General features: G+C 69.5%; 15 protein-coding genes. 13 read left to right on the top strand and 2 right to left on the bottom strand.

What is annotated here, in order from left to right:
• Window positions 1-81 precede the first annotated feature (81 nt).
• The 9 genes from IU452_RS35315 (at window position 82) to IU452_RS35275 (ending at window position 8,736) form a co-directional block, all read left to right on the top strand.
• Entirely contained in the window at window positions 82-1,077 is a 996-nt protein-coding gene (locus IU452_RS35315) for a Ppx/GppA phosphatase family protein (RefSeq protein WP_195113594.1), read from the top strand.
• The gene (locus IU452_RS35310; protein WP_195113593.1) at window positions 1,074-2,741 is read left to right on the top strand and encodes a hypothetical protein; all 1,668 of its coding nucleotides are present in this window, start codon (window positions 1,074-1,076) and stop codon (window positions 2,739-2,741) included. The genes IU452_RS35315 and IU452_RS35310 overlap by 4 nt, the downstream gene beginning before the upstream one ends.
• A 46-nt stretch (window positions 2,742-2,787) precedes the next feature.
• On the top strand, window positions 2,788-3,657 hold the full coding sequence (locus IU452_RS35305; protein ID WP_195113689.1) for a sugar phosphate isomerase/epimerase family protein: 870 nt from the start codon (window positions 2,788-2,790) through the stop codon (window positions 3,655-3,657).
• Between the two features lie 144 nt (window positions 3,658-3,801).
• Window positions 3,802-4,671: a thioesterase family protein gene (locus IU452_RS35300; protein ID WP_195113688.1), complete on the top strand. Its 870-nt coding sequence runs from the start codon at window positions 3,802-3,804 to the stop codon at window positions 4,669-4,671.
• Between the two features lie 66 nt (window positions 4,672-4,737).
• Entirely contained in the window at window positions 4,738-5,559 is an 822-nt protein-coding gene (gene proC / locus IU452_RS35295; RefSeq protein ID WP_195113592.1) for a pyrroline-5-carboxylate reductase, read from the top strand.
• Window positions 5,560-5,731: 172 nt separating this feature from the next.
• On the top strand, window positions 5,732-5,956 hold the full coding sequence (locus IU452_RS35290) for a helix-turn-helix domain-containing protein (RefSeq protein ID WP_195113687.1): 225 nt from the start codon (window positions 5,732-5,734) through the stop codon (window positions 5,954-5,956).
• Window positions 5,957-6,384: 428 nt separating this feature from the next.
• Window positions 6,385-6,486, top strand: coding sequence for a 30S ribosomal protein bS22 (locus IU452_RS35285; RefSeq protein ID WP_003402602.1), 102 nt, complete (start codon window positions 6,385-6,387; stop codon window positions 6,484-6,486).
• A 166-nt stretch (window positions 6,487-6,652) separates the two neighbouring features.
• The gene (locus IU452_RS35280) at window positions 6,653-7,726 is read left to right on the top strand and encodes an NAD-dependent epimerase/dehydratase family protein (protein ID WP_324193003.1); all 1,074 of its coding nucleotides are present in this window, start codon (window positions 6,653-6,655) and stop codon (window positions 7,724-7,726) included.
• Window positions 7,723-8,736 carry a lysophospholipid acyltransferase family protein gene (locus IU452_RS35275; RefSeq protein WP_195113591.1) on the top strand — a complete coding sequence of 338 codons (1,014 nt, stop codon included), beginning with the start codon at window positions 7,723-7,725 and terminating at the stop codon, window positions 8,734-8,736. Before IU452_RS35280 ends, IU452_RS35275 begins: the two co-directional genes overlap by 4 nt.
• Before the next feature lie 55 nt (window positions 8,737-8,791).
• Here the strand turns inward: IU452_RS35275 and IU452_RS35270 are convergent, their stop codons facing one another.
• Together IU452_RS35270 and IU452_RS35265 are read right to left on the bottom strand one after the other, a co-directional pair.
• Window positions 8,792-9,811 (bottom strand): HAD family hydrolase, encoded by a 1,020-nt coding sequence (locus IU452_RS35270; RefSeq protein ID WP_416382397.1) that lies wholly within the window; start codon window positions 9,809-9,811, stop codon window positions 8,792-8,794.
• Window positions 9,812-9,878: 67 nt separating this feature from the next.
• Window positions 9,879-10,139 (bottom strand): glutaredoxin family protein, encoded by a 261-nt coding sequence (locus tag IU452_RS35265; RefSeq protein WP_195113590.1) that lies wholly within the window; start codon window positions 10,137-10,139, stop codon window positions 9,879-9,881.
• A 519-nt stretch (window positions 10,140-10,658) separates the two neighbouring features.
• On the opposite strand from IU452_RS35265, the gene IU452_RS35260 reads away from it, so the two are divergent.
• From IU452_RS35260 to IU452_RS35245, 4 genes are all read left to right on the top strand, one after another.
• Window positions 10,659-11,507, top strand: coding sequence for a redox-sensing transcriptional repressor Rex (locus tag IU452_RS35260; protein WP_195113589.1), 849 nt, complete (start codon window positions 10,659-10,661; stop codon window positions 11,505-11,507).
• A gap of 34 nt (window positions 11,508-11,541) precedes the next feature.
• Window positions 11,542-12,960, top strand: a complete 1,419-nt coding sequence (locus IU452_RS35255) for a glutamyl-tRNA reductase (RefSeq protein ID WP_195113588.1) — start codon at window positions 11,542-11,544, stop codon at window positions 12,958-12,960.
• A 112-nt stretch (window positions 12,961-13,072) separates the two neighbouring features.
• Window positions 13,073-14,149: a hydroxymethylbilane synthase gene (hemC, locus tag IU452_RS35250; protein WP_228819301.1), complete on the top strand. Its 1,077-nt coding sequence runs from the start codon at window positions 13,073-13,075 to the stop codon at window positions 14,147-14,149.
• Window positions 14,146-15,708 carry a uroporphyrinogen-III synthase gene (locus IU452_RS35245; RefSeq protein WP_195113586.1) on the top strand — a complete coding sequence of 521 codons (1,563 nt, stop codon included), beginning with the start codon at window positions 14,146-14,148 and terminating at the stop codon, window positions 15,706-15,708. The genes hemC and IU452_RS35245 overlap by 4 nt, the downstream gene beginning before the upstream one ends.
• The last annotated feature ends 3 nt before the right edge of the window (window positions 15,709-15,711 follow it).

The raw sequence follows: 15,711 nt of genomic DNA, 5'->3' as shown, positions 1-15,711 counted from the left end.
CTGCAGTGTCGGGGGCTTCGCGTCCGCCCCTGTTCTCGGTTGATGACCCGGAGGGTGTGCACAACCCAGTACCGTGTTCATGTGCGGCTCGGTGTGCTCGATGTGGGAAGCAATACCGTCCACCTCCTCGTGGTGGACGCGCATCGGGGTGGCCACCCGATGCCGATGAGTTCGACGAAGGCCACCCTGCGCCTGGCCGAGAACATGGACGACCACGGTCGCATCACTCACGACGGGGCCACCCGACTGACCAAGACCGTCGCCGAATTCGCCAGCATCGCAAAGACTTCCGGCTGTGTACAGCTGATGCCGTTCGCCACCTCGGCGGTGCGCGAGGCCACCAATTCCGACGAGGTCCTGACCCGGGTGCGCCGCGAGACCGGGGTCGAACTGCGGGTGCTGTCGGGGGTCGACGAGGCCCGGCTGACCTTCCTCGCGGTGCGCCGCTGGTACGGCTGGAGCGCCGGTCGAATTTTGAATCTCGACATCGGCGGCGGTTCGCTGGAGATGAGCAACGGCTGCGATGAGGCACCGGATATCGCCTTGTCACTGCCCCTGGGCGCGGGGCGGCTCACCCGCGACTGGCTGCACGACGATCCGCCCGGTAAGCGCCGGGTCGCGGTGCTGCGCGACTGGCTCGAGGCCGAAATGGTGGTCCCCGCCAAACAGCTGCTCGAACCCGGCCGCCCCGACCTGGCGGTGGGCACCTCGAAGACCTTCCGCACGCTGGCGCGTCTCACCGGCGCCGCCCCCTCTGCCGCGGGACCCCGGGTGCGGCGTATCCTCACCAGTTCCGGTCTGCGGCAGCTGATCGCGTTCATTTCTCGGATGACCGCCGCCGACCGGGCAGAATTGGAGGGCGTTAGTTCCGATCGGTCACAGCAATTGGTGGCTGGCGCATTGGTCGCGGAGGCGAGTATGCGGGCGTTATCGCTGGATACTCTCGAAATTTGCCCTTGGGCACTGCGGGAGGGACTGATCCTGCGCAAACTTGATACCGACCTGGACAGCGAACCCGGTGCCGGCAACGGCCGCCCCAAAGGAGTACCGGGCCCGACGGAAACGGTGTCGCAATGAGTGACGAATCGACCCAGCTGTCGGTCGCCGAACTGCTGGCCCGCAACGGCCAGGGCGTTCCCACCTCCGGTGGTGGACGCCGCCGCCGCGGCGGCCGCGGTATCGCGGTGACCGACCTGACCGGCGATCTACCCGCCGTACCCGAGGGGTCGTCGGCCCATGCGGCGCCCGATCCCGAGGAGCCCGCCCCGGTCCCGCTGCCGGATTTCCAGCTGTCGAGCGATGTCGAACCGTCGTACTCGCCGCTGTCGGGGCCCATCACCTTCTACGATCCACTCGCTTCGGCGTCGGCCGCGGCGGCGCCGGTGCCCACCGTCGATCCTCCGTCTTTCGAACCGGTCACCTTCGAGCCCGCCACCTTCGAACCTCCCGCTTTCGAACCGCCGCAGTTCGAACCGCCGAGTTACGAGCCGCGCTCGTATTCCTCACCCGCTCTGCCCGATTCGGCGCTGCGCGATCCATCGGCCCTCGGTCGGCCCGAGCCGCCCTCGAACGGTATCGGAAGTGTGGGCGCCGGGGCGCACGGCGCGCCGGAGGCCGATCGTCGAGATCCGCTCGCCGGACGCAACGGCGCCGGTCTGGGGGAGGGGCGCCGGGCCCGGCGGGAGCGGCTGGAGGCGATGGCGGGCGGTGCGGATCAGGTCTCGGTGGCCGATCTGCAGGGCGCCCCGCCGACCGAGCAGCCCGCGCCCCCGCGGAGCGGCCGACGCCGCCGCCGCGATCCCGACGACGAGACGACCGAGGTGCGCCCGTACCGAGGGCCGCTGCCGCAGACCAACGGCGACGAGATGGCTCACCCGGCCACGGCCTGGGCCCCGTCGCGTCGCCCCGATGCGGGGCCGCGCGCCCCGATGCCACCCAATCCGCCTGCGGCACCGCCCAGGCGTGATCGCGCCCCCGAGCGTCCGGATCGGGGCGAGCCGGGTGCACCACCGCGTAACGGGCGGCGCAACGGGGCCGACGGTCCGCCGCCGCCCGGCCTGCCCGCATGGTCGGCCCGAAGACGTCCCTCGCCCGAACCGCCGAATTCCGATCGGCCTGCGCGAAACGGGCGACCCGCACCGGACGACGCGACAGGGGCGGCGACCGCGGCATGGTCGCTGGCCAATCGGGATCAGCAGCTGCTCGCCGGGCCCACGGTTGCCGGAGATCTGCTGCGCGATGCCAACGAGCGCGGTGACCGACGCGGACGGGCGCCGTGGCCGGGGGAGCGCGACACCCGGCGCGGCGGGACCGACGTCCTCGACGACACCGAGCACCGCACCGAGGTCTTCCGCCCGCTGGGCCCCGACCCGGCCGAGCCGGAGGACGAGGAGAAGCGCGATCGGCCCACGCGGCAGCGGGCCGGCACCCGCACGGCCGCCCGGCGCTCCCGCACCTCCCGCAAGGCGGAGGACGACGCCAATCGGCGACAGTGGATGATTCTCGGCGGCCAGGCGGCGGGTGCTGCGGTCGCGGGCATGTTGCTGTTCAAGGGTTTCGAGAAGATGTGGGACCTGCTGCCGTTCGTCGCACTGTGCCTGGCGATGGTCGTGATACTGGGGCTGGTGGCCCTCGTGCGGGTGCTGCGGCGCACCGACGACATCTTCAGCACTGTGATCGCCGTCGTCGTAGGCATCTTCGTGACGCTGGGACCGCTAGCCTTCTTACTCAGCACCAACTGAGCAGGGAGCAGCAGTGGGGAACAGGCAGGCGGGGTCCACGATCAGGGTGGGGTTGTCGACGGCCTCGGTGTATCCGGAGAACACCGAGGCGGCGTTTCGCTATGCGGCCGAGGTCGGCTACGACGGCATCGAATTGATGGTCTGGGCCGAACCGGCCAGTCAGAGCATCGCCACCGTGCAGACCTACATGCGCCGGTATTCGGTGCCGGTGCTCGCGGTGCACGCGCCGTGTCTGCTCATCTCGCAACGGGTCTGGGGTGCGGATCCCATCGCCAAACTGGAGCGCAGTGTGCACACCGCGGAGGCGCTGGGCGCGGACACGGTCGTGGTCCATCCGCCCTTCCGCTGGCAGCGCCGCTATGCCGAGGGGTTCGCCGCCCAGGTCGCCGCGCTGGAGGAGCACAGCCCGGTGGCGGTGGCCGTGGAGAATATGTTCCCGATGCGGGCCGACACCCTGTTGGGGCGGCGTTCGGGCGCGGCGCGGCGGCTGGAACGCCGTGGCGGGCCGGGACTTTCGCTGACGGCCTTCAGCCCGTCCTACGATCCGACCGACACCGGTTTCCGGCACTACACCCTCGACCTGTCGCACACCGCGACCGCCGGAATGGATGCGCTGGCACTGGCGGCCCGCATGGGCGGTGGCCTGACCCATCTGCACCTGGCCGACGGCCGCGGCGCGGCCCACGACGAACATCTGATCCCCGGCGAGGGCACCCAGCCGTGCGCGCAGGTCTGTGAATCGTTGGTGCACAACGGCTTCCGCGGCCACGCCGTGATCGAGGTGAATACCCAGAACGCCCGCACCACCCTGAACCGGGCGGCCATGCTCCACCGCGCCCTGTCCTTCGCCCGCACCCATCTGAACAACCTGCACTCGGTGCACACCCCGGAGCCCACGGGAGCCCGCCGGCTCTGATCCATGGTGTGTTCGTCACACCTGCGCTCGGAATCTTGTTGCTCGTCGTAACAGTTATACGCTGTAGATCTCGGCGAAGAGTATGCCGAGATGAGGAGCGGTCCGACAGATGGCGAGTAGGAGTGGCGGGTGACGGAGCTGACCATGGACGCTGGTGTGGCGCTCGACGCGCCCTTCGGCCAGGTGTGTGCGGTGACCGAGTTGCCGTCGCGGGATTCCGGGGTGGGCCGCTACCAGGGCGTGATCGACAAGATCTGGACGATCGGCCCGAAGCTGCACGGCGGGACGATGGTCGCGGCGAGTGCGGCGGCCGCCACGCGGTGGCTGCGTGAATCGCTCCCGGAAGCGGCGGAAATGTCACCGATCGCGGCCAGCTCCGACTTCCTGGGCGGGCCCGATCCGGGCGAGGTCGAGTACGAGGTGCGCATCCGTAAGACCGGGCGACAGATCTGCCTGGTCGACGCCGATCTGGTGCAGGGCGGTCGCACGCTGGTCCGCACGGTCTTCACCTTCGGCCGTCTCGACGATGCCGCGCCGGTCTATGCGCCCGACAGCTACACCGATATGCCCGCCGAGCCACCCGCCGACGCCATCCACTACGACCGCGATGCGCGCATGGGCAGCGTCGTGCACGTCTCCGAGGGCGCTTCGGTGGCCATCGATGGCACCTGGGCCCGTTTCCTCGAAGGCGAACAGGGTGAGCCGCGGCTGCGGATGTGGCTGCGACCCCGCCCGGCCGACGAGCAGGATCCGGACGTGGCCGCCTACTTCGCCATGATGGCCGGGGATATGAGCCCGCCGGTGACCTACAACCTGGGCCGCTTCGGGTGGGCGCCGACCGTGCAGCTCACCACCTACCTGCGCCGCCGCCCCGCGCCGGGTTGGCTGCGGGTCGTCGCGACCACGCGCGCGGTCGGCGAGCGGATGTTCGACGAGGATCAGTTGGTCCTCGACTCCACCGGCGCGGTCGTGGCTCAGACCCGCCAGCTCGCGCTGGTCCCGCTGCCGCGGTGAGCGTGTCCGGCTGCCGCGCCCAGTGCCCTTTCCGCTCGCCGCGCGCCCGCGGATAGCCTTGGCGTCATGACGAGAATTGCGGTGATCGGTGGCGGACGGATCGGCGAGGCGTTGATCGCCGGCCTGCTCGAGTCCGGACGGGCGAGCAAGGATCTGGTCGCCGTGGAGACCGTGCCCGCCCGCGCCGAACTGCTGGCCGAGCGGTTGGGCATCCGGGTCACCGCCGACGTCGCCGAGGCCGCGACAGGCGCGGATCTGCTGGTGATCGCGGTCAAGCCGCACGACGTCGACGCGGTGATGACCGAGCTGGGCAAGGCCGAGCTGGACAACGACCGCGATCAGGTTCTGCTGTCGCTCGCGGCCGGAGTGCCCATCGCCCGGCTGGAGGCCAAGCTGCCGGCCGGTTTTCCGGTGGTCCGGGTCATGCCGAACACCCCGATGCTCGTCGGCCAGGGGATGTGTGCGATCGCGCCGGGCCGCTACGCCAAGGCCGATGAGCTGGAACTGGTCACCGAGGTCTTGGAATCGGTCGGCCGGGTGGTGACGGTCGCCGAGTCGCAGATGGATGCCGTCACCGCCGTGTCGGGTTCGGGCCCGGCCTATTTCTTCCTGGTCGTGGAGGCCATGGTCGAGGCCGGGGTGGGCCTGGGGCTGAGCCGCGACGTCGCCACCCAGCTGGTCGTGCAGACGATGCTCGGCGCGGCGGCGCTGCTCGAGGAGTCCGGGCAGGAGGCGGCGGAGCTGCGGGCCGCGGTCACCTCGCCGGCGGGCACCACGGCCGCGGCGATTCGCGAACTCGAGCGCGCCGGGGTGCGTTCGGCGTTTCTGGAGGCGCTGCACGCGGCCAAGCGACGCTCCGCGGAGCAGGGCGGCACGGCCGAGAGCTGACGGCGTGTCCAGGTGAACGGACCTTGACCGGCAGGTTCCGGCACACCGAATCCTATTTCTCCCACCCGTCGCAGTAATCCCACTGGTCCCGCTAAGCTTCAAGGAGCACGTGCGTGTCTGTTCCGCCGGTGGGGAAGCCGGCGGCGCGGACGTGCCGGAGGTCAGTGGCGCAATGATGTCTGGAAACAGCTCTGCGAGTACAGGGCCCGTATTCGGCGGAGGAACCCAGTTCCTCACCGTCGCCGAGGTGGCGAATCTGATGCGGGTTTCCAAAATGACGGTCTATCGGTTGGTGCATTCGGGCGAGTTGCCCGCGGTTCGAGTGGGTCGGTCGTTCCGGGTGCACGCCAAGGCCGTGCACGATTATCTGCAGACGTCCTACTTCGACGCCGGGTAGGCGGGAATCGAGGGGCGGCCGGCACGCCGGGCCGTCCCTCGCTTCGTCATCAGCCGACGGGTGCTTCACGACCCGCGCGGCGGTTGCTGCGGTCCCCGGGGCCTACCAGCGTCCCGGGTTCCACACATGTCCCCGGCCTTCCACACATGTCCCCGGCCGCAGGCCGGGGAATCCCCGTTTCGTTCGCCGATGGTTGGCCCGGTAGCATGAACCACCGTTGTGTTGCCTGCCGGTGGGCATGGGCCGCACCGGCGGCGGACACTGGTAACGGACCTTGCCGGGGTTCGACGGGCGGCCTCCCGGGGCCGTTCGTGGTGACGCCGGCCGCCTCCCCGGGCCATGGGCTCGGGCCATGGGCAACCCGGGAAGAAGGGCGTACGTAACCGGCGTGCGCGCCGAGGTAGAGAGAGAACGCGAGGAACAACCCTATGGGTTCTGTGATCAAGAAGCGCCGTAAGCGGATGTCGAAGAAGAAGCACCGCAAGCTGCTTCGTCGCACGCGAGTGCAGCGTCGCAAACTCGGCAAGTAAGCCGCGAGTCGGCTCGAGGCCCGTCACCGCAGCGGTGGCGGGCTCTTTCGTTTCCGGTGACCGAAGTCATCGTTAGATCCTGGTTAAAGCTATCGAAGCCCCCGAAGCCAGGGGCTACGCTGGAATCGGGAACAGGCGAATCGGGGGCTGGCAGGTGGGATCCGGCGTGGGTTCGAGCGTGCGGGACGGGCATACACCCGAAGTCGTGCTGGTGACCGGTGCGAGCCGATTCTTCGGCGGCAATGCGGTGGCACGGCTGGCGTCGGATCCTGCCGTCGAACGTGTCATCGCCGTCGACTCCCGCATGCCCAGCCGAGAGCTGTTGCGTCGCATGGGTCGCGCCGAATTCGTCCGGGCCGACATCAGAAATCCGTTGATCCGCAAGGTGATCGACGTCAACGAGGTCGACACCGTGATCCATCCGGCGGTCCTGTCCCGTCCGCCTGCCCAGGGCGGGCGCACGGCGATGAAGGACTTCAACGTGCTCGGCACCATGCAGCTGTTCGCGGCCTGCCAGAAGGCGCCGAGTGTGCGACGTGTCGTGGTCCGCTCGTCGTCGGCCGTCTACGGTTGCAGCGCAAAGGATCCCGCGAAATTCACCGAGGAGATGAGCGCCCGCACCCCGCCCCGCGGCTGGTTCGCGCGCGACCTGATCGAGGTGGAGGGCTTCGTCCGAAGCCTGGCCCGGCGGCGCCCGGATATCGCGGCGGCCATTCTGCGTTTCCCGCCGATCGTGGGGCCCCGCCTGGCCGGGCGCGGGGTGCAGTATTTCCGGTCGCCGGTGACACCGACCATCCTCGGGCGCGATCCCCGCCTGCAGCTGTTGCACGAAGAGGATGCGATAGCCGCCCTCGCGCATGCCGCGCTGGCGGCGCCCGGCGGCACCTTCAACGTCGCGGGGGACGGGGCATTGACGCTGTCCCAGGCGATTCGCCGGGCGGGCCGCATCGCGCTGCCGGTGCCGTTCGCCCTGTTCCACACCGTCGGCCGGTCCCTGATGGGCCAGGTCATGCGGGAATTCACGACCGAACAGATCGACTACTTCCATTTCGGTTGCGGCCTGGACACCACCAGGATGCGTACCGAGCTGGGATTCCAGCCGCGCTGGACCACAGTGCAGGCATTCGACGATTTCGTTGGGGGCGCAGCGTTGCGGCCCGTCATCGATCCACGGTGGATCGACGCTGCAGAGACGAGACTTCTCGGCCTGGTCCGGGCCGGAGCGGGAGCACAGCAATGAGTGACGTGGCCAAGGTGATTCAACTGCACGATGTGGACTTCGAGGCGCGGCACCGGCCCGTGCCACGGCGGTGGCCGGAGGAGTCGGCGCCGAGTCCGGTGACGTCGTTGACCGATCGCTTGGCCGAGGTGTCGCCCGCCCCGAGATCGCTGGGGGAGTTGGTGCGGGGCAAGGTCGCCGACGGTATCCGCGGCACCGCTGACTTCGCCCGCCGCCGCCTCACCGGCGACTATCAGGTGGACGAATTCGGGCTCGACGAGCATCTGCTGGAGTCGGTGATCCTGCCGACGCTGCGGCCGCTGTCGGAGCTGTGGTTCCGGGTGCAGGTCAACGGCATCGACAACATTCCCGAATCCGGTGGTGCCCTGCTGGTTTCCAACCATGCGGGGGTCGTGCCGCTGGACGGGTTGATGCTGCAGCTGGCCGTGCACGACCGCCATCCCAAGCAGCGCGCGCTGCGTCTGCTGGCCGCCGATCTGGTCTTCGAACTGCCGGTGCTGGGCGGGCTGGCCCGCAAGGCCGGGCACACGCTGGCCTGCCCGGCCGACGCCGAACGGTTGCTGCGCTCGGGCGAGGTCGCCGGGGTGTTCCCGGAGGGGTTCAAGGGCATCGGCAAGCCGTACGGGGAGCGCTACAAGTTGCAGCGGTTCGGCCGCGGTGGCTTCGTCTCGGCCGCGGTGAAGACCGGTGTGCCGATCATCCCGGTCTCGATCGTCGGTTCGGAGGAGATCTATCCGAAGCTGGCCGATCTGAAGCCGCTGGCTCGGCTGCTCGGGCTGCCGTATTTCCCGGTGACGCCGCTGTTCCCGCACCTGGGCCTGCTCGGCGCGATGCCGTTGCCGTCGAAGTGGTACATCGAATTCGGCACGCCCATCTCCACCGGCGCCTACGAGCCGGAGGCCGCCGACGACCCGATGACCATGTTCGAGGTCACCGACCAGGTCCGCGAGACCATCCAGCAGACCTTGTACAAGCTGCTGACGAAGCGGCGTAATCCGTTCACCGGCTGACCTTTGTTCCCGGCCACCGGCTGACCTTTTGTCCCCGGCGTGCTCTTAGCCGGGGTCAGCCCTTCTCATCGCGCTTGCGCGTGAGCACCGCCGCCGCCGCGCCGCCGGCCGCGCCCAAGGCCAAGGCCGTCGGCACGCCGATCTTGGCGGCCTTGCGGCCGGTGCGGAAGTCGCGGATTTCCCAGCCGCGGTTCTTGGCCACCTCGCGCAGGTCCGAATCGGGGTTGATGGCGACGGCGGTGCCGACCAGCGACAACATCGGAATGTCGTTGTGGCTGTCGGAATATGCTGTGCAGCGCTTGAGATTGAGGCCCTCGCGGATGGCCAGTGTGCGTACCGCATGGGCCTTGCCGAGGCCGTGCAGAATGTCGCCCACCAGGCGGCCGGTGAATACGCCGTCGACGCTTTCGGCCACCGTGCCCAGCGCACCCGTCAGGCCCAGCCGCTTCGCGATGACCTGCGCCAGCTCCACGGGAGTGGCGGTCACCAACCAGACCTGCTGGCCCGCGTCCAGATGCATCTGCGCCAGCGCCCGGGTGCCAGGCCAGATCTTGTCGGCGATGATCTCGTCGTAGATCTCCTCGCCGAGTTCGGCCAATTCGGCGGTGGAGCGGCCGGCGATGAAGGCCAGCGCCTTCTCCTTGCCGCTGGCCATATCGCCCTTGTTCTCCTTGCCGGTCACCCGGAACTTGACCTGCTTCCAAGCGATATCGACCAGATCGGAGGTCCTGAAATACTTGCGCGCGGCCAGGCCGCGGGCGAAGTGCACGATCGAGGCGCCCTGCACCATCGTGTTGTCGACATCGAAGAAGGCGGCCGCCGTGAGATCGCGCGGCACTTCCGAATCGCGATCGGTGACACCGGTTTCCGCCAGCTCGGCATCGTGCAGCGCGAGGGCGGCATCGGCACTGGCCTCACCGGCGAGGTTGGCGCGCACCTCCTCCTCGCTCGGGCCGAACGGGCTGCGGGCGATACGGGTGAGTTGATCGGACAGCCCCTGACCCCAGCGTGCCGGGAATTCGCCGAATCTACCGGCGATGAAACCCGTCCTCGCTTCTTTCGATCGTTCCGGCACCAGTACCTCCGCCCGTCCGCGCGAACACACCCACACTAGCCGAGGGGGCGGACATGCTGCGGAGCGCTCAGCGACTCAGATCCGCCCGCAACCGGCCCTCGTCGACGTCGAAATAGCTGTGCTCACGACCGTCGAGCAGCACCACCGGCAACCGATCACCGTATTCGGCGCGCAGCCCGGGATCGGTGTCGGCCACCGCATCGACGTCCACGGTGCCGGGCGCGATTCCGAAATCCGCGCAAATCGCCCGCAGATGTTCCAACGCAACTGTGCACAAACCACACCCCGCTCGCGTCAACAACGTCACCGAATGCGTGCCATCGCTCATGGGAACGAATCTAGGCGCTGACCGATTCCGGTCGAAAGCATCCCGGAATGACGGACAGGGCCACCGCACACCGGATGACTCCGGATCGACACCTTCCGCCCCGCCCAAGTGACGAAAAAAACCGAGCTGTCCCCACGAGCAGGGTTACGATCAGCGAAAACACAGACCACTCCGCTTTTGTGTCACCACGCACGGGTTTGCGGCCGGCTCGTCGTTCGGTGGTCGAAGCGCATGCGCGCAGCGCGAGTCTCGACCGCCGAACGACGAGCCACCAGGGGCCGCAAACCCCGCGCCGCCGGAGGCGGCGCAGATAACACAGCGCAGAAAATACAGTGACTGAATTCACCGACTTTGTGCAGGGCTTCACAAGCGGTTACGGTGGTGACACGCAATCCGCCTGCCTCGAGCAGCGGAAGCACCCCGAACCCCGTGAACCGATACCGGCCGCCTGCCCCGGGCGTCGGCGGTCGACAAAGCGAACCGGACACCTACCCCCGGCCGGACGAGGAGCCGAACGACGTGACAGAGCAGCATGAGACGCCAGGTGGCGTCTCCGGCAGGGCTCTGCAGCCGAACCTCGGGCCCGGCGAGGCCGCCCCTCGTACCCAGCAGAAGGACATTCCTCAGGCCACCGTCGCGCGGTTGGCGACCTATCTGCGGGTCCTCGCCGTCCTCGCCGACGAGGGTGTGCTCATCGTATCGAGTGAGGAACTGGCTGTCGCGGCGGGTGTCGGTTCGGCGAAGCTGCGCAAGGATCTGTCGTTCCTCGGTCCGAACGGCGTGCGCGGGGTCGGCTACGACGTGATCAAGCTGCGCGATCGGATCGAGGATGTGCTCGGCCTGTCCGAGGGGCACCGGGTGATCCTGGTCGGCGCCGGCAATCTGGGCCGCGCCCTGGTCGGCTACTCCGGGTTCCGGCGGCGCGGCTTCACCATGGTCGGCGTCTTCGACCGGGATCCGCAGGTGATCGGCGAATCGGTCAGCGGCCTGGTGGTCCGCGACGTCGCCGAGCTCGATGCCGCGGTCGCCGAACTGCAGCCCACCATCGCCGTGCTCACCGTTCCGGATGCCGCCGCGCAGAGCGTCTGCGACGAGCTGGTCGCCGCGGGTGTGCAGTGCATTCTCAGCTTCTCCCCGGTCGCGCTGGACGTCCCCGCGTCGGTCGAGGTCCGCCGCGTCGATCTGGCGGTGGAGATGCAGATGTTGTCCTTCGAGCGGGCTCGCATCGCGGGCGGTGTGGCGGCGGGCGAGACCGTGCACGCGGTGTCGACCCCGATCGGCCGGCGGGTAGCGAACCGCTCGGCCCCGGCACACGTGGGTATTTCGGCAACGGAGCCAACCAGCAAGGGATCGGTGGTCGCACCATGAGTGAGCGAAGCGAATGCACTAGCGAGGGGCTGGCATGAGCGTGCTGTTGGTCGGTATTTCGCATCGCAGCGCTCCCGTCGCGGTGCTCGAGAAGGTCGCCGTCACCGAGGACGACCGGCCCAAGCTCACCGACAAGATGCTCGAGTCGCAGCACATCGCGGAGGCGATGATCGTCTCCACCTGCAACCGCGTGGAGATCTACGCGGTGGTCGACGCCTTCCACGGTGGTCTGGCCGATGTCGGCGATCTGCTGGCCCGCCACTCCGGGCTGCCGCTGCCGGAACTGACCCGCCACGCCTATGTTCGGTACAGCGAGGCCGCCGCCGAACATCTGTTCGCGGTGGCCAGCGGCCTGGATTCGATGGTGGTCGGCGAGCAGCAGGTGCTCGGACAGATCCGCGCGGCCTACGCCTCGGCCGACGCCCAGCAGGCGGCCGGGCGCACCCTGCACGAGCTGGCCCAGCACGCGCTGCGGGTCGGCAAGCGCGTCCACACCGAGACCGGCATCGATCGGGCCGGTGCGTCGGTGGTGTCGGTGGCGCTGGACCGGGCCCGCACGGTGCTCGGCGAACTGGCCGACCGGACCGCTGTGGTGGTCGGCGCGGGTGCGATGGGCGGCTTGGCGGTCGCGCATCTGGCCCGAGCCGGAATCGGCCGGATCGTGGTGGTGAATCGGACGCTCGAGCGCGCGCGGCGCCTATCGGAGACCGCCATCGCCATGCACGGCGTCACGGCCACCGCCGCGGACCTGTCCGGCCTGGTCACCGCCCTCGCCGACGCCGACGTGGTGATCACCAGCACGGGTGCCGTCGGCGCCGTGGTGACGCTGGCCGATGCCCACCGCGCCCTGAACGCCTCGCGCGAGGGCCATCAGATGGTCATCTGCGACCTGGGCCTGCCGCGCGATGTGGATCCCGCGGTGGCCGGTCTGCCCGACGTCACCGTGATCGACATGGAGACCCTGCAGCGCGATCCGTTGGCCGTCGCGGCCGCCTCGGACACCACCGCCGCGCGGGCGATCGTCGCGGAGGAACTCGCGAAATATCTTGCGGGCCAGCGCATGGCGGAGGTGACGCCGACCGTGGCCGCGCTGCGCCAGCGCGCCGCCGAGGTGGTCGAGGCCGAACTGCTGCGGCTGGAATCGAAGCTGCCCGGCCTGGGTGACCCCGAGCGCGAGGAGGTGGCCCGCACGGTCCGCCGCGTGGTCGACAAGCTGCTGCACGCGCCGACGGTGCGGGTCAAGCAGTTGGCCTCCACTCCCGGCGGGAACAGCTACGCCGAGGCGCTGCGTGAATTGTTCGAACTGAAACCGGGTGCGGCACAGGCCGTTGCGGCCCCGATGGAGATTGCCACGCTGGGTAACGAGTTGGCCGACGACGCCTCTATTTCGTCGACATCGCGGCGTGCCCTCGGCCGGGATCAGCACGGCGATGGACAGGGGCATCCGGCATGAGCGGTCAGGCGCGGAGGCGGCAGCGGAGCGTAACCACGCAGCGCCCCGCTCATGCCGGAGAGGAGACAGCATGAGCGGTCAGGCCGAGGCGATGGTGCGGGACAGCGCTGTGATGCAGCCGGGCGGCGCCGACGGACCGCTGCGCGGGCGCGGCACCGCGGATGCGCCGTGGCGCATCGGCACCCGCGGCAGCCTGTTGGCGCTGACGCAGGCCGGGACCGTGCGCGATGCGCTGATCGCGGCCGGGCAGCAGGCCGAACTCGTGATCGTGAAAACGGCGGGTGACCAGTCGTCGGATCCGGTGCAGAAGATCGGCATCGGCGTATTCACCACCGCGCTGCGCGACGAATTGGCCGCCGGCGCCGTCGATATCGCGGTGCACTCGTACAAGGATCTGCCCACCGCGCCGGATACCCGCTTCACCATCGCCGCGATCCCGCCGCGCGAGGATCCGCGCGACGCGGTGGTCGCCCGCGACGGCATGGTGCTCGGTGAGCTGCCGCCCGGATCCCGGGTGGGCACCTCGGCGCCGCGTCGGGTCGCCCAGCTGCGCGCGCTCGGCCTCGGCCTGGAGGTCGTTCCGCTGCGCGGCAATCTCGATACCAGACTTCGTAAGGTCGCCGAGGGTGAACTCGACGCCGTGGTGGTCGCGCGGGCCGGGCTGTCCCGCATCGACCGGCTCGACGCGGTCACCGAGGCACTGGAACCGGTGCAGATGTTGCCCGCACCGGCGCAGGGCGCGCTCGCGGTCGAATGCCGCTGCGAGGACGGCGATCTCGTGACCATTCTGTCCGCCCTGGACGATCCCGGCACTCGCGCCGCGGTGATCGCCGAACGGTCGCTGCTGGCCGAACTGGAGGCCGGTTGCACGGCACCGGTCGGCGCGCTGGCCGAGGTCGTCGAGTCGCTCGATGACGACGGCAGGGTGGTCGAGGAACTGTCGCTGCGCGGCTGCGCGGCGGCGATCGACGGCTCGGATGTCATCCGGGCCTCCGCGGTCGGCTCGCTCGCGAATGCCGAGCAATTGGGCCGCTCGTTGGCGCGTGAGCTCTTGGAGCTGGGGGCACGCGAATTGCTCAGCGCTGAGGACAGCGCCGCCGCGGCTCCGGCCGACGGCCACCCCACCCGGGCGGTGAACCCGTCCCACTCCGACTTCACCAATCCCAGCCCAATGGAGAACGATCAATGAGCCGAGCCACTAAGAAGCATCCCGGTCGGATCCTGTTCGTCGGATCAGGACCCGGTGACCCGGCACTGCTGACCGTGCGGGCCCGCGAGGTGCTCGGGCGGGCGACGCTGGCGTTCACCGATCCGGATGTCGACAAGGGTGTGCTGGCCCTGGTCGGGACCGCGGTGGAACCGGGTCCCGACGGGGAGCGCCCCGTCGATGTGCGCCCGGCGCTCGGCGAACCGGCCGAGGTGGCCAAGACCCTGATCGCGGAGGCCCGGGCCGGACACGATGTGGTCCGGCTGGTATCGGGCGATCCGCTGACCACCGATTCGGTGATCGCGGAGGTCAACGCCGTCACGCGGTCGCATATGACGTTCGAGGTGCTGCCGGGGCTACCGTCCGGCACCACCGTCCCGGCCTATGCCGGTATCGCCCTGGGCTCCAGGCACACCGAGGTCGATGTGCGCGGCGAGGTGGACTGGGCGTCGGTGGCGGCCGCGCCGGGACCGCTGGTGCTGCACGCGACCTCGGGTCATCTGGCAGAGACCGCCAGCGCACTGGTGGAGCACGGCCTGGCGCCGCAGACGCCGGTCGCGGTGACCGTGCGCGGCACCACCCGCCAGCAGCGCACCATCGAAGCGACGCTGGCCACCCTGAATTCCGCCGCCTCCGAACTGGTCGGGCCGCTGGTGGTCACGGTCGGCAAGGAGGTCGAGAAGCGCGCCAAGATGTCGTGGTGGGAGTCGCGGGCTCTCTACGGCTGGACGGTACTCGTGCCGCGCACCAAGGAGCAGGCCGGTGAGATGAGCGAGAAGCTGGTCATGCACGGCGCCATCCCGATGGAGGTGCCGACCATCGCCGTCGAGCCGCCGCGCAGTCCGGCGCAGATGGAGCGCGCGGTCAAGGGCCTGGTCGACGGCCGGTACCAGTGGGTGGTGTTCACCTCCACCAATGCCGTGCGCGCGGTGTGGGAGAAGTTCGGCGAATTCGGGCTGGACGCTCGGGCCTTCTCCGGTGTGAAGATCGCCTGCGTCGGCGAGGCCACCGCGGACAAGGTGCGCTCGTTCGGTATCAATCCGGAACTGGTGCCCAGCGGTGAGCAGTCCTCGGAGGGTCTGCTGGCCGACTTCCCGCCCTACGACGACGTTTTCGACCCGGTCAATCGGGTGCTGTTGCCGCGGGCCGATATCGCCACCGAAACCCTGGCCGAGGGTCTGCGCGACCGCGGCTGGGAGATCGATGACGTAACCGCGTACCGCACGGTGCGCGCCTCGCCGCCGCCCGCGGAGACCCGCGAGATGATCAAGACCGGTGGTTTCGACGCGGTCCTGTTCACCTCCTCGTCGACGGTCCGGAATCTGGTCGGTATCGCCGGAAAGCCGCACGCGCGCACCATCGTCGCATGCATCGGCCCCAAGACCGCCGAGACGGCCATCGAATTCGGCCTGCGCGTGGACGTGCAGCCCGAGGTCGCCCAGGTCGGCCCGCTGGTCGACGCGCTCGCCGAACACGCCGCCCACCTGCGCGCCGAGGGCCTGCTGCCCCCGCCGCGCAAGAAGAGCCGGCGGAGTCGTTAGGCC

It is taken from the genome of Nocardia transvalensis (genome assembly GCF_015477765.1).
Taxonomy (GTDB): Bacteria; Actinomycetota; Actinomycetes; order Mycobacteriales; family Mycobacteriaceae; genus Nocardia; species Nocardia transvalensis_A.
Note: the sequence above shows the minus strand (reverse complement) of the source record. Positions and strands in the feature narration are given on the sequence as shown.